This is a genomic window from Yersinia intermedia (genome assembly GCF_900635455.1).
Taxonomy (GTDB): domain Bacteria; phylum Pseudomonadota; class Gammaproteobacteria; order Enterobacterales; family Enterobacteriaceae; genus Yersinia; species Yersinia intermedia.
Genome location: NZ_LR134116.1, coordinates 4,527,284 through 4,551,874, shown reverse-complemented (window position 1 = coordinate 4,551,874; position 24,591 = coordinate 4,527,284). Strand labels below are relative to the sequence as shown.

Genomic DNA, 24,591 nt, shown 5'->3' with positions numbered 1-24,591 from the left:
TTTTTCATGTTTTTTCTGCCAAATTCGCATATCCATATCGCTTCGCCCCTCAACTGAATTGCCCCTGATTTACGTGATTTGGTCACCGATAATATCTGTTGCGCGACAATGCCCTCATAAGGGGCACCATTATGGTGCGCTTTCGTATGAAGCCTTGCTATCTCTTGGGCGGTGAGAAGGAAGGCAAGCTGATTTTGCTTTTTTAACGACACGCAAGATGTCTAAAATTCTGGCTGGATGTGACAACGAACACGTCACTTATCGGCTGTCACGGCAGCATTTCCTTCTGTTTTCTGTCGATATTACAAAAAAATCCGACCAGATATGCATCATTTAGCAACAAAGTTTTTTCGTTTGTCACTGGATGTTGCGACTGCTTTATTCTATTTAGCCAGTCAATATCGCTGGCATATTGTCGCTAGCATAATTTTTCATGCTAATAATGTTAATGAGAAGTTTTTTTTATGTTTGCATGCTGTTTCTCATTGTCTTGATAAATCCTTTCAGACCGTATTGACGTTGCCACCAACTGTTGCCAAATTGGTACCCTCAGGGGGAGTCATCGAGAGCAGTTTGGGTGATTTAATGCATTCAAAATTGCCGTCGTGATAGCTTTTATCCGACATCTCAGTCCCGCATCCCTGTGGCTAATGAGCCAAAACGGTACAGTCCACGGACGAAAAAATTATAGGGGCTGGCCGTACACACAACACACATCACCATAATGGAGCACAAGCGATGACGATTTCCTTGGGAAAAACAGGGATACTGAAATTCGGTATTGGGCTGATTGCACTGACCGTGGCGGCCAGTGTTCAAGCAAAAACATTAGTCTATTGTTCTGAAGGTTCACCTGAGGGTTTCAACCCGCAGCTCTTTACCTCTGGCACAACGTATGACGCCAGCTCAGTGCCCATCTATAACCGTCTGGTTGAATTCAAACTCGGTACTACCGAAATTGAACCGGGTCTGGCTGAAAAGTGGGAAGTTAGCCCAGATGGTAAAAGCTATACTTTCCATCTGCGTAAAGGCGTGAAGTGGCAAGATAATAAAGACTTCAAACCGACCCGCGATCTCAATGCTGACGATGTGATCTACTCCTTCATGCGTCAGAAAGATGACAAACATCCGTACCATAAAGTGTCTGGCGGCAGCTATGAATACTTCCAGGGTATGGGGATGGGTGATTTGATCACCAATGTGGTTAAAGTTGACGACAACACCGTGCGCTTCGAATTGGCGCGTCCTGAATCGCCATTCCTGGCCGATTTGGCGATGGACTTTGCCTCTATCCTGTCTGCTGAATATGCCGACAAGATGCTGAAAGCGGGCACCCCGGAAAAAGTCGATTTGAACCCAATCGGTACCGGCCCATTCCAGTTGCAACAATACCAAAAAGACTCCCGTATTCTGTACAAAGCCTTTGACGGTTACTGGGGCACCAAGCCGAAAATTGATCGCCTGGTGTTCTCTATTACGCCAGATGCGTCAGTCCGTTACGCTAAATTGCAGAAAAATGAATGTCAGGTTATGCCTTACCCGAACCCGGCTGACATTGCTCGCATGAAAGAAGACAAAACCATCAACCTGATGGAGCAACCGGGCTTGAACGTCGGTTACCTCTCCTTCAACGTTGAGAAAAAACCATTGGATAACGTGAAGGTTCGTCAGGCGTTGACCATGGCGGTTAACAAAGAAGCGATTATCGATGCGGTTTATCAGGGCGCTGGCCAAGCTGCTAAGAACCTGATCCCACCAACTATGTGGGGCTACAACAACGACGTGAAAGATTACGCTTACGATCCGGCTAAAGCGAAAGAGCTGTTGAAAGAAGCGGGCCTGCCAGACGGTTTCGCTATCGATCTGTGGGCAATGCCAGTTCAGCGTCCGTACAACCCGAATGCCCGTCGTATGGCTGAAATGATCCAGTCTGACTGGGCGAAAATTGGTGTGAAAGCCAAGATAGTGACTTACGAGTGGGGCGAATACCTCAAGCGTGCTAAAGACGGCGAGCATGAAACAGTGATGATGGGTTGGACCGGGGACAATGGGGACCCAGACAACTTCTTCGCCACTCTGTTTAGCTGTGATGCGGCCAAGCAAGGTTCCAACTACTCCAAATGGTGTTATAAGCCGTTTGAAGACGTGATTCAGCCTGCTCGTGCTGAATCTGATCATGACAAACGTGTCGCACTTTACAAACAAGCTCAGGTTGTTATGCATGATCAAGCTCCGGCGCTGATCGTTGCTCACTCAACCGTGTATGAGCCAGTGCGTAAAGAAGTGAAAGGTTATGTTGTCGATCCGTTGGGTAAACACCATTTCGAGAACGTGTCACTGGATTAATTTTAACCGTGCATAAGACCGGTGAGTATGTGTAAAAGCATGTTCGCCGGTTTCTTATTGATACCCAAAATAATTCGAATTGCAGGAAGGCGGCAAGCGAATGAGTCCCGATGAGCTTACTGAAGTAAGTGATTCGGGTGATTGAGTGTAGCCAACGCACATGCAGTTTGAAGTATGAAGGGTATAGGTTAAAACAGATACAGATGTGAGCCATATAACCTCTCCCAATAAGTGTCATTGTCGCAGGAATTTTGAGCATGGACAGCGCGCAAGCACTGGAGCGGACACCATGACCTTGTAAATCATGGCTACGTAACAGTGATGAGCACTGCCCTGTCTCAACATGCCCCGTAAAATAGCTGATTGGGACGGTTTAATAAGCCTGGTTGCCCACGAGCAGCCCGGCATTCTACACAGAGAGTTCGGGATATGTTGCAGTTCATACTCCGACGTTTGGGGTTAGTTATCCCAACGTTTATCGGCATTACTTTGCTGACCTTTGCTTTTGTCCATATGATCCCGGGTGACCCGGTGACCATCATGGCTGGGGAACGCGGTATCTCCACCGAGCGCCATGCTCAAATCATGGCGGAAATGGGGCTGGACAAGCCTCTCTATCAACAATACTTCCATTATGTGAATGGCGTATTACATGGCGACCTCGGCATCTCGCTGAAAAGCCGTATTGCTGTCTGGGAAGAGTTCGTCCCACGCTTTAAAGCGACACTGGAACTGGGGATCTGCGCGATGCTATTTGCTATCGCGGTGGGTATTCCGGTGGGGGTGCTGGCGGCAGTTAAACGCGGTTCAATATTCGATCACACCGCTGTTGGGATCTCCCTTACCGGCTATTCGATGCCTATCTTCTGGTGGGGCATCATGCTGATTATGTTGGTCTCGGTCCAATGGAACCTGACCCCGGTATCCGGGCGCGTCAGTGATACGGTGTTCCTTGATGACAGCCTGCCGTTGACCGGTTTTATGCTGATTGACACCTTTGTTTGGGGTGAACCGGGTGATTTCAAAGACGCGGTGATGCATATGATTTTGCCTGCCATCGTTTTAGGGACTATCCCTCTTGCCGTTATCGTGCGTATGACTCGCTCCTCAATGCTGGAAGTCTTGGGTGAAGATTATATCCGTACTGCGCGGGCGAAAGGCCTGAGCCGCATGCGGGTGATTGTGGTCCATGCACTGCGTAATGCCTTGCTGCCGGTGGTTACCGTGATTGGTTTACAGGTTGGTACCATGCTGGCTGGTGCAATTCTGACCGAAACCATCTTCTCCTGGCCGGGGTTAGGGCGCTGGCTGATGGATGCCTTGCAACGCCGTGATTACCCCGTGGTACAGGGGGGCGTGTTGCTGGTCGCAATCATGATTATTTTAGTTAACTTGCTGGTAGATGTGCTCTATGGCGTAGTTAACCCGCGTATTCGTCACAAGAAATAAGGGGCGCAGAATGTCTCAACTTACTGAGTCTACAGTAAAAAGTGCGCCGAAGCCGATGACTCCATTGCAGGAGTTTTGGCACTATTTCAAGCGCAATAAAGGGGCTGTTATCGGCCTGTTCTACATTATTATCATGCTAGTGATTGCCGCCGGTGCTACCTGGCTTGCCCCGCACGGCCCGGCAGAGCAATTTCGTGATGCGTTACTGAAACCGCCGGTCTGGGAAGAGGGGGGCAGTTGGAAATTCCTGCTGGGTACCGATGATGTGGGTCGTGATGTCTTATCTCGCCTGATGTACGGTGCTCGCCTCTCGTTGCTGGTGGGTTGCCTGGTGGTGGTGCTGTCACTGGTGATGGGCGTGATTTTCGGTTTATTGGCCGGTTATTTTGGCGGTATCGTTGATGCCATCATCATGCGTGTTGTCGATATCATGCTGGCACTGCCAAGCCTGTTACTGGCATTAGTGCTGGTGGCGGTATTCGGGCCTTCCATTGTTAACGCCTCATTGGCACTCACCTTTGTGGCCTTACCGCATTATGTCCGTTTAACCCGTGCCGCAGTGCTGGTTGAAGTTAACCGCGACTACGTAACAGCCTCAAGAGTGGCTGGGGCGGGTGCGATGCGCCAGATGTTTATCAATATCCTGCCAAACTGCCTTGCGCCGTTAATCGTGCAGGCTTCTCTCGGCTTCTCTAACGCCATTCTGGATATGGCGGCTCTCGGCTTTCTCGGCATGGGTGCGCAGCCGCCAACACCGGAATGGGGCACCATGCTCTCTGACGTGTTGCAGTTCGCCCAAAGCGCCTGGTGGGTCGTGACCTTCCCCGGTGTGGCGATCTTGCTGACGGTTCTGGCGTTTAACCTGATGGGGGACGGCCTGCGTGATGCTCTCGACCCCAAACTCAAGCAGTAACAGAGGTAGAGAGAGATGGCACTTTTAAATGTAGATAAATTGTCGGTGCACTTCGGTGACGAAGGTGCGCCGTTCAAGGCCGTAGACCGTATTAGCTACAGCATTGAGCAAGGGCAGGTGGTAGGGATTGTGGGTGAATCCGGTTCCGGTAAGTCGGTCAGTTCACTGGCGATTATGGGGCTGATTGATTACCCCGGCAAAGTGATGGCTGACAAGCTGGAATTTAATGGCCGTGACCTGACCAAGATTTCTGAGAAAGAACGGCGTCAGTTAGTGGGTTCGGAAGTGGCAATGATCTTCCAAGACCCGATGACCAGTTTGAACCCGTGCTATACCGTCGGTTTTCAGATTATGGAAGCGCTGAAGGTGCATCAGGGTGGCAACCGTAAAACCCGCCATCAGCGGGCGGTAGATTTGCTGACTCTGGTGGGCATTCCTGATCCCGCTTCACGGCTGGATGTGTATCCGCATCAGCTTTCCGGTGGGATGAGCCAGCGCGTGATGATCGCCATGGCCATTGCCTGTCGGCCTAAACTGCTGATTGCCGATGAGCCTACTACCGCACTGGATGTGACCATTCAGGCCCAGATCATTGAATTGCTGCTGGAGTTACAGCAGCGTGAAAATATGGCGCTGTTGTTGATAACCCATGATCTGGCACTGGTGGCCGAGGCCGCTCATCATATTATTGTGATGTATGCCGGTCAGGTAGTGGAAACCGGTAAAGCCTCGGAAATCTTCCGTGCACCGCGTCATCCGTATACGCAGGCATTGCTGCGTGCACTGCCTGAGTTTGCGCAGGATAAAGCGCGGCTGGCGTCATTACCGGGTGTAGTACCAGGTAAGTATGACCGCCCTGACGGGTGCCTGCTGAACCCACGTTGCCCGTATGCCAATGATCGCTGCCGCCGCGAAGAACCAGAACTGCTGGGGCCAGCGGGGCGTCAGGTTAAATGTCATACACCGCTCGATGATGCGGGGAGGCCGACCTTATGAGCCAACCAACTGATATGAAAAAAGAATCACAGATATCCAAGCCGCTATTACAGGCTATCGACCTGAAAAAATACTATCCGGTCAAAAAAGGTTTATTTGCGCCAGAGCGTCTGGTTAAAGCACTGGATGGGGTTTCGTTCACCTTGGAGCGGGGCAAAACATTGGCGGTAGTTGGGGAGTCTGGTTGTGGTAAATCCACACTGGGCCGCTTGCTGACCATGATAGAGATCCCAACTGGCGGTGAGCTTTACTACCAGGGCCAGGATTTGCTTAAGCCGGATGAAAGTGCGGAAAAACTGCGGCGTCAGAAGATCCAGATTGTGTTCCAGAACCCTTATGGTTCGCTGAATCCACGTAAGAAAGTGGGGCAGATTCTGGAGGAGCCGCTGCAAATCAATACTAAGCTCAACAGCAAAGAGCGGCGTGAGAAAACATTGGCGATGATGGCGAAGGTCGGCCTAAAAACCGAGCATTATGACCGTTATCCTCATATGTTCTCTGGTGGTCAGCGCCAGCGTATCGCCATTGCCCGTGGGCTGATGTTGAATCCCGATGTAGTGATTGCCGATGAGCCGGTTTCTGCACTGGATGTGTCAGTGCGGGCGCAGGTATTGAACCTGATGATGGATTTGCAGCAGGAACTGGGGCTGTCGTATGTCTTTATTTCCCATGATTTGTCAGTGGTTGAGCACATTGCTGATGAAGTGATGGTGATGTATTTGGGGCGCTGTGTTGAGAAAGGCAGTAAAGAAGCCATTTTTAATAATCCCCGCCACCCTTATACGCAGGCGTTGCTATCTGCTACCCCTCGGTTGAACCCTGATATGCGCCGTGAGCGAATTAAGCTAACGGGCGAGTTACCTAGCCCCATGAGCCCGCCACCGGGTTGCGCGTTCAATGCTCGTTGCCGTCGGGCATTTGGGACTTGTACCCAGTTGCAGCCACAACTGAAGCAATACGGTGATCAAATGGTCGCCTGTTTTGCGGTTGATCAGGATGAAGCTGAAAAAGCCAGTTAATACAGGTTAAGGCTTCAGCGCTGTTGGTTGGGGCCAAACCTAATGAAGATGATATCAATTATAACAACGCCGATAATTCGGCGTTTTTTTATAACTAAAAATAGATTTCCACGGACTATTTATAACGTTATTTGAAAAGTAATTGCTGTAAATGTGATCGTTATCTTGTAAATAAATAATTACGGGACAATTAAATATTGCTGGGGATGAGTTAATAACTGAGTGCTACGGTTATTTAGGCCGAGGCTGACATTACCTTAAAATGATATAGATCACATTTTTTTAGTTAAATTGGGCAATGCAATCCTACCATTGTAAACATTTCCTGTTTGGATATGAATGATAAAGGGTGCAATAAATGCACCCTTTATCGAATAGCTACAGGTAATACTGTTCGGTTTTTATTGTGGGTAAGGTACCCAGTCACCGCCATTTAATCGAATATAAGGTTTTCCCTGATATTGAATCACAATAGCATTATCGTTTTCAGATATTACGGCTGTTTGTGGCAATCCTTGTGTCAGGGTCTGCCAATCGATAGTTGGCGCAGTAAATACTTTGCCATCGACCATGCGTGATACTAATTCAGAGAGAGCCAGATAACTGCTTGGCGTGTTGATAGTCACCGGGCTGGCGGGCTGTGGCGCTTTGATACCTATTAGCTTAATCCCAACAGGGATATGCGTGATGCTTGGGCTGGGGATATCTCTCAGGCCGGACATCTGCATTTTATCGCCTACCAGCGCAGCACCGTGCTCCGGTACGATTACCACCATGACTTTGCGACCTGATTTTTCCAATTCCTCTAAAAACGTGTTCAATTGGTCAAATAGCGTTTGGGCGCGAGCGCGGTAATCAGCCGTTTTATTGGTACCGGCGAAGCGGTTACCATCATGTAACGGTATGATATTCATGAAGGTTGCGCTACGGGTATCTCCGCCTTTCTGCTGCTGTTCCAGCCAGCGGTTGAGCAGTTCCAAATCATTGTAAATTGGCTCACCATCGAAGGATGCCAATTGATTACTGATACCTTTTTGTGACATGAGCGGCGCGCGCATATTGCCGTCGTCTTGAATGTTTTGCAGATAATTACCAAATACCCCAGAGTGATCCAGCATCAACTGAGATGTGAAGCCAAGTTTCGCCAAATTATCAAATAGATAACACTGTTGCTCTTGCGGCTGATAGAGATCTTTGTGCGATGATTGACCACAACTGGCGCGCAGTAACCGTATCGATGCCGGGCCACTGTAGGCGGTGGCAGAGTTGAAATTCTTGAACAGAATATCAAACTTATTCCACAGCGGATGTTTATCCTGTTGGATGGCTTCAATATCTGACCAAGACAGTGAGCAGATATTAATAATTAATAAATCAAAAGGTTGTGCATCTGCTGGCAGGGAGGCCGGGAAAGCCGTACGGCGGGTCTTCTCCTGCTCATAAAATGCATTCAGATAAGCCGTTAGATTGGCATCGGTTGGCGGGGCACTGGCTACTACCTGACTGCTACTGGGCGCTGGCGGCTCGCCCCCCGGTGTTATCGCGGCTGATGTTATCGCGGCAGCGGTTACCGGCGTTTCAGCCGCCGGTGTTAGCGAAAATGCGGGGCCAGCGATGCTGGCAATATTCAACCAAATAATGGCTGCAACGACAAAAACAGTCACCCGAATCCATTGTGAAATAAACAGGTAGCCCACCAAGATAACAAAGGCAGTTCCTATCATGGCCCAGTTAATAAAACGGCCAAATAATTCAACCAGATAGCTAAAACTAAAGCTCGTAACCTGCGATCCTTGGCTTAGAATACTGTTAAGCCCCGGCAGCCAGGTGTCGTGATACAACACGCCAATACCTATCGGTATCGCAATCCAGTGACGCCAACGGTGGACTCTGTATGCTGGGATCGGGAAGAGTAGGAAAGCAATAAATATCAGGTTAGCCAGCGGATGGAAGTTCAGGTACCCAAACCATAGCAGGGCAAATTTTAGCAGGAAATAGTAGTTCCATGCGCCAAGGCCACGCCAATAACGCCACGGGTTTGGCGATTCTTGCAGTTTATTCTTTGCATTCATGGTTGTTTCTTCGTCTGTGAAGAGGAGCCATTACGCAACCAAACCCCTTCTGATTTTAAATATCGTGCCGATAAGAACAGATGTTGTCTTTTTTCCCACCAGCGTGGAAACCAACGGTGCGCCACATACCCTAATGGGAAAAAGATAACCGCACTGAACAGCAGGAGTTGCCAAATATCGTTGAAATTCATTGTGTTCTATCCTTGTTCTGCCCGACATCCAGCGCCAGAGGCACAGGTATTCGTCGGCTAACTTCGGCTTGCTCAGGGGCATCAACTTCTTGCGTATAGGATTTTTTGTCACCGGTCATTTGCCAGGCATTGGGGGTATTCATCCGGTTAATCTCAGCGATAATGGCTTGATCCTGATACCACACCCGTTGATTACTGAAAACTTCAGCAGCCGGCAAACGGAATATATAATTCAGAGCAGTGTCTAAGTCATTGATACGGCAGGTGGAAAGAAATAATACTAAGTGGTTATCAGCTACTGTTACCACATCACCATAGCGGCGTAGATGGCACAGTGTTAGGGCTTGCTTTGCCTGTAACCCAGGGACTGCCCGCAGAGCAACCATGACACCTTTGCCATTTTCGGGCAGCAGCGTGTTGTTCATCAGTTGCAAAACAGAGTGGCAGAACTCGGCAGGAGGTAAATAACCTTTAAGCTGGAACGGGCGTAAAGCCTCTAATAATGTATTGATATCTTGAGGAACATGCCGAGAGAAACGTTGGCCCTGAATACCTTCCAGCATAGTAAGAAAGCGTGACAGCGGTGCGATGTGAGGCACAATCAGATTCGCGCCGCAGGCCAGCAACAAACGTTCATCGCTGTAACGCAGGCTGGCGTTCATTTCGCGCACTACAATTTTGACAGCATCACCGCGTTGGCGGCGAATGTTATGGATCTGATGTGCTAAGTCGTCTATTTGTTCACTTTGATCAAGAGCAAAAATCAATGTGGCGGTATGGGCATTGATTGCCCGTTGAGCCAATACAGCGTTGCTATCAAACAATTGCCAGTTGGCAGAAAGTGGTGGTGCTCCCTCCAGAATGGTGGTTTCCGCTAAGTACAGATGCTCATCATTACGTGAAGGCGGTAGTGCCTGTTGAACTTCATCCGCCATGCTCCAGCCTTGTTCATCGGCTTTCAACAGAACTAACTGATTGGCAGTAACCCCTTTTTCAGTGCTCCACCAAGAGACAACATACTGCGCATTATCTTGCTGCCATTGCAGGCAAGCTAACCCTTGCAAATAACGATGCTGGCTAACTAGTTGATTCTTAACTTTATTAATGCCAGCACTGTGGCAAATCACGATTAACGTACAGTTCTGTTCGCCCAACCATTGTTGAATATGTTGTAGCCACTGCTGCATCTCTTCGCCAGTGAATGTTTGCCATAAACTGGCCGGCGCCAACAGAATGAACAGTCGCTGTTGCGGCCGTAATGAACGCATTAAATCGTGAGTTAAATGGAGCAATGCTTTTCTTTGCGCAGGGAGCGTAAAGAGTGGCAATTTGTTAGGGCCATAACCCACAAGACTTGCCAGTAACTTCTCCGGTTTTAGCCCGGAACAAATCAACGCGGCCCGCGTATTTTCAGGCTGGTTACGAATAAGTTGCTGACAGAATAAATTAGCATCAATTTGACGTTCAATATTGACCCAATAAAACCCAGGCGCCTGCATCACGGCTAATTCATCCCAGATTTTTCGAACACCTAATGTGAAAGATCGTGGCATAGATTTTTTATCTGCTTGGTTAAAATACGATTGGGCCAATTACTGGATAAATTCATTGAACAATTGTAACATTGCAATAATCATTAACCAATGTCTTTACCGTGATAATAATCTAAGACTCATCCTGTTGGGAGAAAGTATACTCTAATTATCGGTATAATTAATTACCATAGCCTATTTTCTGAAGGCGGATAAAATGAAAGCCATAATAAATCGATTTCACGCCAAAACATTACTCGAATCTCAGGATGATCTACTAGCATTAGCTCAGGCTTTCTCATTACCAACGTTAAGTTATATTGATATCGTTCGTCAGGAACGATTAACTCAGATGATGGCTCGCTGGCCATTGCTGGCTGAACTGGCCCAATCTACAGGGAGAGAATAGTTTATGCCGGTACTGGCATTACAAGGGATAAGAGGTGGGGTTGGTACTACATCGGTAGCCGCCGCTCTTGCTTGGGCATTGCAGCAACTGAAAGAATCAGTTCTGGTGATCGATTTTTCACCGGATAACTTACTGCGGTTGCATTTCAATATGCCGTTTGACCAACCTCGTGGTTGGGCCAAAGCTGAAATCGCGGGCGAAGGTTGGCAGCAAGGGGCGATGCGCTATTCCGAACGGTTGGACTTTCTGCCTTTTGGCCAGTTAACCCTCACTGAAACTGAGCAATTGCACACCTCTTTACAACAGCATCCCAACCTGTGGCGGGAAAATCTGGCTGTGTTGCAGGCCAGCACGCCCAGTTGCTGGATTCTATTGGATATCCCTGCGGGGGACAGCACTTTCACGCGTCAGATGTTAGCGCTGGCTGATAAGGTGCTGGTATTGATCCATGCCGATGCCAGTTGTCATATTCGCTTGCATCAGCAAAATCTGCCTGCTAACTGCCATTTCCTGCTGAACCAATTTTCTGCCAGCAGCCATCTACAACAGGATTTACATCAGCTTTGGTTACAAAGCCTGGATAACTTATTACCCATATTTATTCATCGCGATGAAGCGGTTGCTGAAGCGTTGGCGGCCAAACAGCCATTGGGTGAATACAGTGCGCAAAGTCTGGCTGCCGAAGAGGTCATCACACTGGCAAATTGGTGTTTGATTAATATGGCGAAAAAAGGCCATGAATAGCCTGATACGGGTATTATTTCTGACCCCCGTTTATCAAGGGATGCGTCGACGCTATCATCTGTATATGCAGCAAGGCTGCACCGTGCTCACTGCTTTTCTGACCACATTAGCTCTGCCGTTGTGCTGGATTTTTCTACGTTTTGAGTCACCCAGTTGGCAGCGTGTGATACAAAACCGCACTTACTGGTTCCCACAGATTTCACCTACTCGCCCACGGCTTGGCGATGGCCTACGGTATCTCTTGCAAGGGCTTTGGCTGCTACTGACCTATCCTGAATCGCGCGATGAGAAGAGGCACCAACCTGCCACCGCCGGCAAGAAATGGGTAAAACATAAAAGACAAGGTTATATCCGTTGGCTGGGGAACATACCTGAACGCTTTGAACTCCAGCGGCTGGAGCAATCTCTGATCACCCGATTAACCCCGTCTTCAAAGCGCACCCGCCGGGTTATGTTTATTATTTTGGGTATCTTCACCGGCATATTAGCGCTGCTGTGTATTTCTCAGCCGTTTGGCATGATGGCGCAGTTCGTTTTTGTGCTGCTGCTTTGGGCGTTGGCGATGGTGATGCGGCGCGTGCCGGGGCGCTTACCGACTTTAATGCTTATCGTGCTGTCGTTGACCGTCTCCTGCCGCTATCTATGGTGGCGCTATACCGAAACGCTGAACTGGGATGACCCGGTTAGTCTGGTATGCGGATTATTGTTGCTGTTTGCTGAGACTTACGCCTGGGTGGTGCTTGTCTTAGGTTACTTCCAGACTATTTGGCCGCTCAACCGCCAGCCGGTGGCAATGCCAGATGATATCAATAGTTGGCCGACCATTGATTTGATGGTGCCGACCTACAACGAAGACCTCGGCGTGGTCAAACCAACCATTTATGCCGCTCTTGGTATTGATTGGCCGAAAGATAAAATCAATATCTATATTTTGGATGATGGTAACCGGCCTGCGTTTAAAGCGTTCGCCGCTGAGGTTGGGGTGCATTACATTGCCCGACCGACTCACGAGCATGCCAAAGCCGGGAACATAAACCATGCGTTGAAACAGGCTCACGGGGAGTTTGTCGCCATTTTTGACTGCGACCACGTACCGACCCGCTCTTTCCTGCAATTGACGTTGGGCTGGTTCTTTAAAGATACCAGGCTAGGCATACTCCAGACGCCACATCACTTTTTCTCTCCCGACCCCTTTGAGCGAAATCTGGGGCGTTTTCGTCAGACACCGAATGAAGGCACGCTGTTTTATGGTTTGGTGCAAGACGGTAACGATATGTGGGATGCCACCTTCTTCTGTGGTTCTTGTGCGGTGCTGCGCCGCAGTGCGTTAGATGCTGTTGGCGGTATTGCGGTAGAAACAGTGACTGAAGATGCCCATACCTCGCTGCGTATGCACCGTAAAGGCTACTCCTCCGCCTATATCCGTATTCCGCAGGCCGCTGGGCTGGCGACCGAAAGTTTGTCGGCCCATATTGGTCAACGCATTCGTTGGGCGCGGGGTATGGTACAAATCTTCCGGTTAGATAACCCGTTGTTTGGCAAAGGGCTGAGATGGGTACAGCGTCTATGCTATGTCAATGCCATGTTGCACTTCTTATCTGGCGTACCAAGGTTGATCTTCTTAACCGCTCCGCTGGCTTTCCTGCTACTGCATGCTTACATTATTTTTGCTCCAGCATTGGCGATCGCACTCTATGTGTTGCCGCATATGATCCATGCCAGTCTGACCAACTCACGTCTGCAAGGGAAATACCGCCATTCCTTCTGGAGTGAAATCTATGAAACGGTGCTGGCGTGGTATATCGCCCGGCCGACCACCATAGCACTCCTCAATCCGCACAAAGGGACGTTTAACGTCACGGCGAAAGGGGGGCTGGTTGAAGAACAGCATGTGGATTGGGTGATCACCCGCCCGTATATGACGCTGGTTTTGCTTAACCTTGCGGGTTTGATTGCGGGGTTGTGGCGTTTAGGTCATGGCCCGTCGAATGAAATTATGACGGTGGTTATCAGCCTGGTGTGGGTGATTTATAACATGACGATTTTAGGCGGTGCCGTTGCGGTGGCGGTTGAAGCCAAACAAGTGCGCTAATCACATCGGGTCGAAATAGCCATGCCAGCCGCAGTCGCACGCGCTGATGGTCACTTGTTCTCCTGTACACTGCGCGACTATTCCGATGGGGGCGTGGGGATTGAGATGCGTGACGTTGGATTACTGCAAGAGGGTGAGGCGGTACACTTACTGCTTAAACGTGGGGCGCAAGAGTACACCTTCCCCTGTGAGGTGACCCGTGCCTTCGGTACTAAAGCCGGGATGCGAATGCATCAACTGAGTGTGGCCCAACATATTGATTTTATACAGTGCACATTTGCCCGCGCCGATACTTGGGCGCTGTGGCAGGATGGTTTCCCTGAAGATAAGCCAATTGAAAGTCTGCGTGATGTGTTGGCGCTGGGCTTTAGAGGATATGTCCGTATGGCCAGCTATGCACCGCCGGTAATACGAAATGTATTGGTAGGATTTACTTCCCTGATTGCCTGGATAGCGTCATTTGTACCCCATGGCGTAGGTAAAAATCAGGTTCCGAGCAGCCAAAGCCAGACAGTGGCTCAACATTGATGATGATATGATGACGAGAAAAATAACCTGGTTTACCGCATTGGCTTTGGGACTGACGCCATTCACCCATGCTGAAACTCCGGCTGCGCCACCAACTCAATCGGCGGTCATGACCGGTGACGCGGTGCTGGTTCCCGCAGCATTGGGTGATGCGCCGCTGCGTGACGTGAAGTACCCGTTCGCCAAAATCGCTCCGCCGCCGGGGACATTTTCCTTGCGTGGTACTAACCCTGAAGGCCAACTTGAGTTCGGTGTGCGCAGTGATGAGGTAGTGACTAATGCGACGTTGAATCTTGAGTTTACGCCGTCACCTTCACTGATCCCGGTGGAGTCGCAGGTGAAGATCTTCCTGAATGACGAACTGATGGGCGTCACGGCGATCACCAAAGATCAGCTTGGTCAACCCACCCATCTGCAATTACCGATTGATCCACGTTATATCACTGATTTCAACCGGTTGCGGTTGGTTTTTGTCGGCCACTATCAAAATATCTGTGAGAACCCGGCGAGCAATACATTGTGGCTGGATGTCAGTAAATCCAGCTCGCTGGATTTGCGCTATCAATCGCTGCTGGTTAAAAATGATTTGTCCCACTTCCCTGAGCCATTTTTTGATGGCAGGGATAATCGCCCGCTGACTCTACCCGTGATATTTGCTGCTGCACCTGATGTGTCACAACAGCGGGCTGCCGCTATTCTGGCATCATGGTTTGGTGCTAAGGCGCAATGGCGTGGGCAGAGCTTCCCGGTATTGTACAACCAACTGCCTACTCAGCATGGCGTGGTGTTCGCGACCAATTCACAACGGCCTGATTTCCTGAAAGATTACCCGCCGGTGAAAGCGCCAACGGTGGAAATCATCAGCCATCCGAATAACCCGTATGTGAAATTGCTACTGATTCTAGGGCGCGATGATAATGATCTGATTACTGCCGCACAGGGGATCGCGCAAGGCAATATTCTGTTCCGTGGCCAGAACGTCACCGTGGATAAGGTTGAGCAATTAGCGCCTCGCCTGCCTTATGACGCGCCAAATTGGGTACGTACCGATCGCCCGATGACGTTTGCTGAGTTACAGCAATATCCTGATCAACTGCAAACCTCGGGATTACTGCCACCGCCGATTTCATTAGCGATGAATCTGCCACCGGATTTGTTCTTGATTCGCAGTGCCGGTATCGATATGCGTTTGAAATATCGCTACACCTCAACACGCCTGATGGATGGTTCCCGCTTAAGTATCAGCTTGAATAATCAGTTTGTGCAGGATTACCCACTGTCACCGAATATGCCAGAAGACAGTAAGATCCTGCGCATGCCACTGTTACAAGGCTTACAGGATGCCACCAAAAGGCTAAGCATTCCGGCCTTGAAACTGGGTGCTATCAACCAACTGCGCTTTGATTTTGATTACAGCACCTTGTTGGCAAGCGGTGTCGAAGGGCGATGTGAAACCTATTCTACCGCGCCGAATCACGCGGTGATTGACGGTAACTCTACTATCGATTTTTCCGGCTACCGTCACTTTATGGAAATGCCTGATCTGCGGGCATTTGCCAATGCTGGATTCCCCTTCAGCCGCATGGCTGATCTCTCTGAAACGCTGGTTCTGGTACCACCAAAACCGGCTCCGGCACAGATAACAACCCTGCTCAATGCAGTGGGTAATATCGGGGCGCAGGTGGGCTACCCAGCCGTCGGTATTAACATCACTGATAATTGGTCACAGGTGAAGGAAAAAGATGCCGATGTGTTGATTATTGGCACAATTCCGCCAGAACTGCGCAATGATCGGCAGATTAACGTGCTGGTGGAACAGACGCTGAGTTGGCTGAAAATGCCAAATCGGCAAACGGACTTACCGACCATAATGGCACCACAATCAGACTGGATGGCAGACAGCCAAGCGACGATAAGCTCTGAAGGCGCAATGTCCGCTATCATCGGCATGCAATCACCTCACTTCTCTCAGCGCAGTATTGTGGCGTTATTGGCGGATGGCTCGCGTGGCTATAGCTTGTTGAACAATGCACTGCTCGATACCGGCAAGCGCGAGGCTATCTTTGGCTCGGTCGCGGTTATTCGTGAGTCAGGTGTCAACAGTCTACGGGTTGGCGAGACCTATGAGGTCGGCCACCTACCGTGGTGGGAACGTATCTGGTATGCCTTATCTACCCATCCGGTGCTGCTGGCTGGCGTGGCAGTATTGGTTGTGGTTATGGCTGCAATGATGGTCTGGCGCGTATTACGTCTGATCAGCCGCCGCCGGTTATCACCCGATGAAAGAGATTAACGCTGATGGTCGTGATGTTTAAACGGCGGCTCTGTGCCCTGCTGCTGCTGGTCAGTTTTGGTAGCGCGGCAACATGTGATTGGCCGGCATGGCAGCAGTTCAAACATGACTATGTCAGCGATGCTGGGCGAGTTATTGATCCCAGTAGCGCGAGGAAAGTAACCACGTCTGAAGGGCAGAGTTATGGGTTGTTTTTTGCTCTGGTTGCCAATGATCGGGACGCTTTTGACCAATTATTGTCCTGGACGGAAAACAATCTGGCTGCGGGGGATTTGACTGCACGTTTGCCCGTATGGTTATGGGGGCAACGTAAGGATAATAATTGGGACGTTCTGGATCCAAACTCGGCCTCTGATTCGGACTTATGGATTGCATACAGCTTATTGGAAGCGGGGCGGCTATGGGATAGTCGCCGTTACCAGACGATGGGCACCTTGTTGCTACAACGTATTGCCCAAGAAGAAGTGGTGAATATTCCGGGCCTTGGCGAGATGTTATTACCGGGGAAAATTGGCTTTAACGATAATGACCGTTGGCGGCTCAACCCGAGTTATCTGCCGCCACAACTGTTGGCACGCTTTGCCTCTTTGGCGGGGCCATGGAAAGCGATGGCTAAAGTCAATCAGCGCTTATTGCTTGAAACGGCACCCCATGGTTTCTCCCCTGATTGGGTCGTTTGGCAAGAAGGGAAAGGTTGGCAATCTGATGAAACACGGCCCGATATCGGTAGCTACGACGCGATACGTGTCTATTTGTGGGTTGGCATGTTGTCCAATAACAGCCCACAAAAGGCGGCGTTAATCCAGCGATTCCAGCCGATGGTGGCGGTAACTCAACAGCAAGGAGTGCCACCGGAAAATGTGGATACCAGTAACGGCAAAACCAGTGGCAAGGGGCCGGAAGGGTTCTCGGCAGCATTACTGCCATTTTTAGCCAGCAGTCCTCAACCCTATAATCAGCAAACCTTTAATGGGCAACAACAGCGTGTGCAAGATACTCCACCGTCCGCGAATGCTTATTACAGTACTGTGCTGACGCTGTTTGGTCAGGGATGGGTACAGCAGCGCTATCGTTTTAATCGTCAGGGTGAGCTTCAGCCCTCATGGAATAGTCAATGCGCAACATTAAAAGATACTGGCTCTTAAGCCTGGCGCTGTTGCCTCAAGCCTTTACCGGTATGGCTCTGGGCGCGGAACCGGTCTCACCAACCCAGTTTTTACTGGAACAGGTACGGTTAGGGGAAGCGACCAATAGAGACGAATTGGTTAAGCAATCATTATATCGCCTGAATATGATGGACCCAAATAACCCAGATGTAGTGGCGGCAAGTATGCGCCAAGCCCTGAGACAGGGTAATTTGGCCGAAGCACAACAACAGTTGGATAAACTGCAACAACTGGCACCTGATTCAGATACTTATCAGCGAGCGAAACTGATGTTGGCGCTGACTAAACCGGAGGTGCGGCAACAGTTGCAACAAGCGCGTCTGTTGGCGACTGCCGGGCGGATTGCTGAGGCCAAAGCGCAATATGATCAATTGTTGCAAGGAAAACCGCCGACGCTGGATCTTGCTGTGGAATACTGGCGGTTGGTCGCACGTGTTCCGGGGCAGGAAGCCCTCGCTACCCAGAAGTTAGCCGCACTTGATCAACAATACCCCGGCAATGTCGCGCTGCGAATGGCCTTGGCCCGCCTGTATTTCAGCCAGCAAAACGCCACGCAAGGCTATGCCATGTTGGAGAAAGTGGCCTCGGACCCTGTGGGAGCTTCACAAGCCGCAGATTTGTGGATGGAAACAATCAAGGCAATGACTGTTAGCCCACAAAGTGTCGCGGCACTGACTCATTTCCTCGACGTCTTCTCGTCTGGCCCTCAAGCTAATCTTGCCCGTCAGGCATTGGCAAACCAGCAGGCCATGCTGGCTTCACCGACTTATCAAGCGCGTTTAAACGGATTGGCAAAAGTAGATAGCGGCAGTGGTGTGGCAGCGATCCCTGCGCTAAAACAGGCACTGGCTGCCTCACCTAATGACCCCGAAATACTCGGCGCGTTGGGCCTGGCATATGCCCGTAGCGGTGACCGCGCACAAGCGCTGCGCTTGTTTGAGCAGGCGCAAAAATCAGATAAAGATGGTCTGAAAAGCGACAAGTGGATCAGCCTGATAAAAACCAATCGCTACTGGCTGCTAAATGACGAGGGAGATAAAGCGCTGAAAGCGGGTAATACCGGCGTGGCGCAACAGAAATACCAGCAGGCACGGCACATTGACGGCAGCGACAGCTATGCATTGATTGGCTTAGCTGATGTTGCCGTGGCCCGCCATGATGATAAAACAGCCGAACAGTATTATCAGCAAGCGCTACGTCTGGACCCATCAAACGACAGTGCAGTGCGTGGGCTAAGTAATATCTACCAGCGTGAATCGCCGCAAAAAGCATTGAGTTACCTGAACAGTTTGCCACGCAGTCAACAAGCCAAAATGCGTGACACATTAGATAGCCTGCAAATAGATATGCTGAAACAACAAGCCGAAAATCTGGCGGCGCAGCAACAATGGCGTCAGGCGGCAGAAAAATATCGGCAGGCGCTAAAGATGGCCCCGGACGATGTCTGGATAACTTATCGGCTGGCACAGGCGTTAGCGCAAGAGGATCATTTGGCGGAGGCTGATGCCCAGTTCCACCGGCTAGCAAGCCGTAAGCCGGGAGATCCCGAACAGGTATATGCCTATGCACTGTATTTCTCCAGCACGGGGCGTGATAGTCAGGCATTGGCGCATTTGGCAACGCTGCCAACCCTGCAATGGACTGATAATATCCGCGCTTTAGACCAGCGCTTGAAATTGGAACAGGTACTGGCCGCGGCCCGCCAACTGCGGGCAAGTGGTGATGAAGCGGGCGCGGTAACCGTATTACGTCAGCAGCCAGCCAACACCGGAATTGACCTGACGCTTGCCGATTGGGCGCTGGAGCGTGGCGACTATCAGGAAGCACTGGCGGGTTATCAGCGAATTCGGGCGCGCGAGCCACAAAACCCTGATGCCATACTGGGTGAGATTGAGGCTTATATTGCTGAAGGCCGCCTCAGTGATGCTCATCAAAATTTACAACATAAGCCACTTTCCGATGAAGGGGCCAGCTTGAACACTCAGCGCCGGATAGCCAATGCGTGGCGCAGCGTAGGGGAGCCACAAAAAGCAGCAGATATTTTCCAACGTTTGAAGCTGGTGGCTGCCAAAGGTGTTCCTTCACAGGATAATGCCTTGATATTCCGTGACTCAGGCCGGTTAGCCAAATTACAGGGGCAACCTGCTGCGGCGCAGGATGATTTCAAACATGCCATGGTAGCCAGTGGTATCACACCTACGCTCCCGGCTGATAACGACAGTTATACCTTGCTGACCCGCAATCAGGCCACGGATGACTGGCTTAAGCGGGGTGTTCGTTCTGATGCCGCTGACCTTTATCGTCAGCAGGATACCCGCATCACTCTCGATCACGACTATCTGCGGTCAAGTGGCACTGAAGGGATTTCAGACCTCCGTGCGCACAACACGATGTTGCAGGTCGATACCTCGTTAGCTGATGGTCGGGCGTTCTTCAGAACGGATACGGTGCAGATGGATGCCGGGACCTTTGACAAGAATACTCGATATAAAGCCGGTACCTGCTACCAGACAGAAAATCCATGTCAGACTAATCTGCATCAACAGGCAACGGGCACCAGTGTTGCTGTGGGTTGGCAAAATGACAGTTGGCAAACCGATATCGGTACTACGCCGATGGGGTTTGACGTTGTTGATGTGGTCGGTGGGCTGGCATACAGCAATAGTTGGAATCATATTGGCTGGACTGCCACGGCATCACGTCGACCAATATCCAGCTCGATGCTGTCTTTTGCCGGAGCCAAAGATCCGAATACCAATGTGACTTGGGGGGGCGTGCGTGCTAACGGCGTCAGTCTGGGAGCCAGTTACGATCGTGGTGAAGCCAACGGAGTGTGGAGCGATTTAAGCTATCATTATCTGACTGGCAAAAATGTAGCAGATAACCAGCGCCTGCGTTTTATGACAGGCTATTACTACAAGCTAATCAATGAAGATAACCGCCGTGTTACCGTCGGTTTGAACGGTATGTGGTGGCATTATCAAAAAGACCTCAGCGGTTATACGCTAGGCCAGGGCGGGTATTACAGCCCGCAAAAGTATTTGTCACTGGCTATTCCGGTAAACTATCGGCAGCGGACAGATAACTGGTCGTGGGAGTTGGGTGGGTCGGTGTCTGTTTCACATTCTGCAACCAGCTCACGAGCGCGTTATCCACTGCAAAATCTGCTTAATAACAGCATCCAACCTATTCCAGATCGGTATGAACCCGATGATGGTGGTAGCAGCAATGGGGTGGGTTATACCTTGCGCGCCTTGATCGAACGCCGTTTGAGTTCGCATTGGACATTGGGGGCCGGGGTCGATATCCAGCAGGCGAAGGACTATACCCCAAGCCATGCGCTTATCTACCTGCGTTACTCTATGGCTGGCTGGCAAGGCTCACTGGATATGCCACCACAGCCCTTGGTGCCTTACTCCGATTTCAAGTAGCCACTGAGTCGCACAGATTCGCATGGAAAAACAACGTTAGAGTGAGAAATAGCACTCTGACGTTGCGATCCTAATAGGAAAAGACTGAAACCCACGGTATTCTTCCCCTCCGGTTTGGTTTCACAAGATAAAATCTGAGCGCGATCGAGTATCATACACTCGAAGTCACTGGCCGCTGCGAGCGAGCCATGAGCTGAGGCTGGTTAGTGCTTCGTGAGTGAGGAGTCGCTAACATCGCAACAACTTCAAGCAAGAAGGGTATACTCAGACAGCATCGGTGAGTCGCCATATCATAATGGCACCATTTTATTTTATTCAGTCGGCATTGGCGGAGAGCGAGTTTGCAGGTAAGGCGTTCATTAACGATTAAACAAATGGCAGCAGTGGCAGTTGTAGCACTGGTAACCATTTGTATTTTTATCGTCCTTCAGTTGTTCCACTTTGTGCAGCAGCGCAAAGATGACTACGCCAAGCAGTTGGAGAGCATCGCATATTCAGTTCGCCAACCGTTGTCAGCAGCCATATTAAGTGTCGATGTCCCACAAGCCAAAAAAATCCTCAATAGCTTGTTACCGATTGGTATTCTCAGTCGTGCTGAAGTGATATTGCCGAATCAGATTCAGGTATTACATGCCAACTTCCCCACGGAACGGCCTGTTCCTCGCTGGGCTAAGCGCATTTTTTCCCTGCCAGTACAGATAACCGTGCCGTTGTATGCTCTGGAGCGGGTATCCGCAAATCCGCAGCCGCTGGCACATTTAGTGTTGCGTGCCGACTCATTCCGTATGTATCAGTTCATTCTCAGTGCGTTGTCGGCCATGTTATCGACCTATTTGTTACTGGCATTGGTACTTTCAGTCTCTATCGCCTGGTGTATTAACCGCCTGATTATCCATCCGCTACGGGCGATGGCTAAAGAGCTGGAAAAGATCGGTCAGCAAGGTGTACTTAACCACCAACTGACCTTACCTGCCCACCATCAGGATGATGAATTAGGCGTGCTGGTACACAATTACAACCGTAACCAGCAGCTATTAGCCGAAGCCTATACGGATATGACCCGTATAAATACCCGTTTCCCAGTAACTGAACTCCCCAACCGCCCGTTGTTTATGGCTCTACTTGAGCAGGAAATTGCGGCTGGTATGCATGCTGAGAAATTCCACCTGCTAGTTATTGGCATTGAAACATTGCAAGAAGTTTCCGGCATAATGAGTGAAGAGCAGCACCGGCAGCTCTTACTGACGATGGCACAGCAACTTGAGCAGTGTATTGATGAAAACAGCCTGCTGGCGCAACTGAGTAAAACTGAGTTTGCAGTACTCGCCAGAGGGATCAGTCGCCCGTTCCCGGCAATGCAGTTGGCACGGCAGATTATGCTGCAAATTACCCAACCCTTGGTCTTTGGCAATATGCAATTGCGCCCCAGCGCCAGTATTGGGATTACTGATTACCAATACCAGGATGAGACAGCCGAGTCTCTGATGCGTAATGCCAGCACTGCGATGATGGCTGCTCACCATCAGGGGCGAAACCAGATTATCGTGTTTGAGCCGCATTTGACTGAGAAAACGCAAAAGCGGCTGACTCAGGAGAATGACATTTTACAGGCAATTGAAAATCACGACTTCCGGCTGTTTTTACAACCCCAATGGAATATGCAAGATCAGCGGGTTATCGGCGCAGAAGCGTTGTTACGCTGGCCTCAGCCGGATGGTAGTTATCGTTCCCCTTCAGAGTTTGTCCCTGGTGCGGAAGAGGGGGGCGTGATGATGCCACTGGGTAACTGGGTACTGGAAGAGGCATGCCGTATTCTGGCTGACTGGAAAGCGCAAGGGATTACCCTATCGCTGGCAGTGAATATTTCTGGGTCGCAGGTGCAGAGTGATCAGTTTTTACCGCATCTGAAAACCATCATTAATCAGTATCAAATCGATCCGCGCCAGTTATTACTGGAAATAACCGAAACCGCCCGTATTCAGAATCTGGATGAAGCTCTCGGGCTACTGCGCGAATTACAGGGGCTGGGTTTGTCGATCGCTTTGGATGATTTTGGTATGGGGTATTCAAGTCTTCAATATCTCAATCATCTGAAAGGCCTGCCAATCAGCATGATTAAGCTAGATAAATGTTTTGTGAAACACTTGCCAGAAGATGACGTAATGGCGCGCATTATCGCCACTATTTCAGAAGCATTAAAGCTGCGAGTAATGGCCGAAGGTATCGAGACAGATGAGCAACGTCAATGGTTGCTAAAACATGGCATCTACTGTGGGCAGGGGTTTTTGTTTTCAGAGCCGTTACCGCGAGAGGTGTTTGAGGCGCGCTACATCCTTCGTCCTTGACGCCGCAGCGTTGTTAGCTGCACTCGTATACTCGGCCCATCCTTGGGCCTCGCCTCGTTGAGGCCGCTGCAAGCAGCGTTCAAATCTGCTCCCGGCAGATTTGTCACCCGAATCACTGACTTGAGTCAGCTCATCGGGATGAATGAGCCTCATCCTTGAGGCTCACCCTACGGGCTAGCATAAATGCTGTCCAAATCGGTTCCCGACCAATTTGTCGTTTGCTGGCTGCCTAGCTGCAACGACAATGACTTTGGCTGTTTCCTTCGTCCTTGACGCCGCAGCGTTGTTAGCTGCACTCGTATACTCGGCCCATCCTTGGGCCTCGCCTCGTTGAGGCCGCTGCAAGCAGCGTTCAAATCTGCTCCCGGAAGATTTGTCATCCAAATCAATGACTTGAGTCAGCTATCATGGAAAGGATTCCTGAACTGTCCTTTCCACCAAAAGAACGCTGAGTTTATCACTACTGGCTATTTGCTAATTACCAAAAAAGTTAGCCTTATGTCTTTATAAAAAGGCATGACGTTAGTTTGTATTTATCGAGAATTAAGTGGGGTGAGTGTAGTGTGAATGTACTTACACCGGCAAATAAAAATAAAATTCCCACACCGGCGTAGGAATTTTATTTTTATTTGTAGCCTTAAATACGGGGTGGTTCAGATTGTTTACTCCCCGCAAATAGAAATGGACTATTTTATTTATTAAAATAAAAACATGATAATCTACTAAAATGATCTTAATCCACATTAACGATTACTTTTTTATATGTAGACGATCTAAAAATCTTCGTCAAAGATAGTATTTAGCATAATGCACTGAAAGATAATATTGCATGTAGACCATTGATCTGTGATATCGGTGTTTACTAGATGAATCGATCGCGTATACTTTAATCCATAGCAAGTGAGCACAGCGACAAGGATGTTTTAGGTTTAATATACAGCACGGACATTGTGAATATTAGAAACCCGCCTTACTCCCACTATATAAAAGATATTTAAAATATCGTCTTCGCTACCAAATATATACATTGAGCTTTGACATTAATTGGATTATTGAAATAACTCA

At 49.7% G+C, this 24,591-nt stretch carries 14 protein-coding genes and 1 pseudogene; 12 read left to right on the top strand and 3 right to left on the bottom strand.

All coding sequences use genetic code 11. The annotated features are described in order from the left end of the window. The first annotated feature begins 738 nt into the window (after positions 1-738). From dppA to dppF, 5 genes are all read left to right on the top strand, one after another. A complete protein-coding gene (gene dppA, locus EL015_RS20805) occupies positions 739-2,346 on the top strand; it encodes a dipeptide ABC transporter periplasmic-binding protein DppA (protein WP_005187005.1) in 1,608 nt (535 codons plus the stop codon). A 429-nt stretch (positions 2,347-2,775) separates the two neighbouring features. After that, positions 2,776-3,795 (top strand): dipeptide ABC transporter permease DppB, encoded by a 1,020-nt coding sequence (dppB, locus tag EL015_RS20800; RefSeq protein WP_005174906.1) that lies wholly within the window; start codon positions 2,776-2,778, stop codon positions 3,793-3,795. A 10-nt stretch (positions 3,796-3,805) separates the two neighbouring features. Continuing rightward, positions 3,806-4,708: a dipeptide ABC transporter permease DppC gene (gene dppC / locus EL015_RS20795; protein WP_005187007.1), complete on the top strand. Its 903-nt coding sequence runs from the start codon at positions 3,806-3,808 to the stop codon at positions 4,706-4,708. Positions 4,709-4,723: 15 nt separating this feature from the next. Beyond that, positions 4,724-5,704: a dipeptide ABC transporter ATP-binding protein gene (gene dppD, locus EL015_RS20790; RefSeq protein WP_005187008.1), complete on the top strand. Its 981-nt coding sequence runs from the start codon at positions 4,724-4,726 to the stop codon at positions 5,702-5,704. A gap of 14 nt (positions 5,705-5,718) precedes the next feature. After that, the gene (dppF, locus tag EL015_RS20785; RefSeq protein ID WP_005187009.1) at positions 5,719-6,723 is read left to right on the top strand and encodes a dipeptide ABC transporter ATP-binding subunit DppF; all 1,005 of its coding nucleotides are present in this window, start codon (positions 5,719-5,721) and stop codon (positions 6,721-6,723) included. Positions 6,724-7,124: 401 nt separating this feature from the next. Here the strand turns inward: dppF and bcsG are convergent, their stop codons facing one another. From bcsG to bcsE, 3 genes are read right to left on the bottom strand one after another with little or no spacing between them, the layout of a single operon-like run. Then, positions 7,125-8,795 carry a cellulose biosynthesis protein BcsG gene (gene bcsG, locus EL015_RS20780; RefSeq protein WP_005187011.1) on the bottom strand — a complete coding sequence of 557 codons (1,671 nt, stop codon included), beginning with the start codon at positions 8,793-8,795 and terminating at the stop codon, positions 7,125-7,127. Then, a complete protein-coding gene (gene bcsF, locus EL015_RS20775; RefSeq protein ID WP_032906777.1) occupies positions 8,792-8,986 on the bottom strand; it encodes a cellulose biosynthesis protein BcsF in 195 nt (64 codons plus the stop codon). The genes bcsG and bcsF overlap by 4 nt, the downstream gene beginning before the upstream one ends. Next, positions 8,983-10,539, bottom strand: coding sequence for a cellulose biosynthesis protein BcsE (bcsE, locus tag EL015_RS20770; protein WP_005187013.1), 1,557 nt, complete (start codon positions 10,537-10,539; stop codon positions 8,983-8,985). The genes bcsF and bcsE overlap by 4 nt, the downstream gene beginning before the upstream one ends. 196 nt (positions 10,540-10,735) lie before the next feature. Here bcsE and bcsR point away from each other — a divergent pair, with 196 nt between their 5' ends. The 7 genes and pseudogenes from bcsR to hmsP all read left to right on the top strand — a co-directional run bounded on the left by bcsR (position 10,736) and on the right by hmsP (position 23,526). Beyond that, a complete protein-coding gene (bcsR, locus tag EL015_RS20765) occupies positions 10,736-10,927 on the top strand; it encodes a cellulose biosynthesis protein BcsR (RefSeq protein ID WP_005187015.1) in 192 nt (63 codons plus the stop codon). 3 nt (positions 10,928-10,930) lie between these two features. After that, entirely contained in the window at positions 10,931-11,671 is a 741-nt protein-coding gene (gene bcsQ / locus EL015_RS20760) for a cellulose biosynthesis protein BcsQ (protein WP_005187018.1), read from the top strand. Continuing rightward, positions 11,664-14,291, top strand: a pseudogene (bcsA, locus tag EL015_RS20755) (UDP-forming cellulose synthase catalytic subunit). Before bcsQ ends, bcsA begins: the two are co-directional and overlap by 8 nt. A 10-nt stretch (positions 14,292-14,301) precedes the next feature. Next, a complete protein-coding gene (gene bcsB, locus EL015_RS20750; RefSeq protein ID WP_032906778.1) occupies positions 14,302-16,584 on the top strand; it encodes a cellulose biosynthesis cyclic di-GMP-binding regulatory protein BcsB in 2,283 nt (760 codons plus the stop codon). 5 nt (positions 16,585-16,589) lie between these two features. Further along, entirely contained in the window at positions 16,590-17,729 is a 1,140-nt protein-coding gene (bcsZ, locus tag EL015_RS20745) for a cellulose synthase complex periplasmic endoglucanase BcsZ (protein ID WP_005187032.1), read from the top strand. Then, positions 17,699-21,181: a cellulose synthase complex outer membrane protein BcsC gene (gene bcsC / locus EL015_RS20740; RefSeq protein WP_032906779.1), complete on the top strand. Its 3,483-nt coding sequence runs from the start codon at positions 17,699-17,701 to the stop codon at positions 21,179-21,181. Before bcsZ ends, bcsC begins: the two co-directional genes overlap by 31 nt. Positions 21,182-21,522: 341 nt before the next feature. Further along, the gene (hmsP, locus tag EL015_RS20735) at positions 21,523-23,526 is read left to right on the top strand and encodes a biofilm formation regulator HmsP (RefSeq protein ID WP_204365691.1); all 2,004 of its coding nucleotides are present in this window, start codon (positions 21,523-21,525) and stop codon (positions 23,524-23,526) included. The last annotated feature ends 1,065 nt before the right edge of the window (positions 23,527-24,591 follow it).

Bases quoted from the DNA above. Each gene is read 5' to 3' on its own strand.
- dppF (WP_005187009.1), top strand. From the start codon at position 5,719: ATGAAAAAAGAATCACAGATATCCAAGCCGCTATTACAGGCTATCGAC.
- bcsQ (WP_005187018.1), top strand. From the start codon at position 10,931: ATGCCGGTACTGGCATTACAAGGGATAAGAGGTGGGGTTGGTACTACA.
- dppD (WP_005187008.1), top strand. From the start codon at position 4,724: ATGGCACTTTTAAATGTAGATAAATTGTCGGTGCACTTCGGTGACGAA.
- dppB (WP_005174906.1), top strand. From the start codon at position 2,776: ATGTTGCAGTTCATACTCCGACGTTTGGGGTTAGTTATCCCAACGTTT.
- bcsR (WP_005187015.1), top strand. From the start codon at position 10,736: ATGAAAGCCATAATAAATCGATTTCACGCCAAAACATTACTCGAATCT.
- bcsG (WP_005187011.1), bottom strand. From the start codon at position 8,795: ATGAATGCAAAGAATAAACTGCAAGAATCGCCAAACCCGTGGCGTTAT.
- bcsC (WP_032906779.1), top strand. From the start codon at position 17,699: ATGCGCAACATTAAAAGATACTGGCTCTTAAGCCTGGCGCTGTTGCCT.
- bcsB (WP_032906778.1), top strand. From the start codon at position 14,302: ATGACGAGAAAAATAACCTGGTTTACCGCATTGGCTTTGGGACTGACG.
- dppC (WP_005187007.1), top strand. From the start codon at position 3,806: ATGTCTCAACTTACTGAGTCTACAGTAAAAAGTGCGCCGAAGCCGATG.
- bcsE (WP_005187013.1), bottom strand. From the start codon at position 10,539: ATGCCACGATCTTTCACATTAGGTGTTCGAAAAATCTGGGATGAATTA.
- dppA (WP_005187005.1), top strand. From the start codon at position 739: ATGACGATTTCCTTGGGAAAAACAGGGATACTGAAATTCGGTATTGGG.
- bcsZ (WP_005187032.1), top strand. From the start codon at position 16,590: ATGGTCGTGATGTTTAAACGGCGGCTCTGTGCCCTGCTGCTGCTGGTC.
- bcsF (WP_032906777.1), bottom strand. From the start codon at position 8,986: ATGAATTTCAACGATATTTGGCAACTCCTGCTGTTCAGTGCGGTTATC.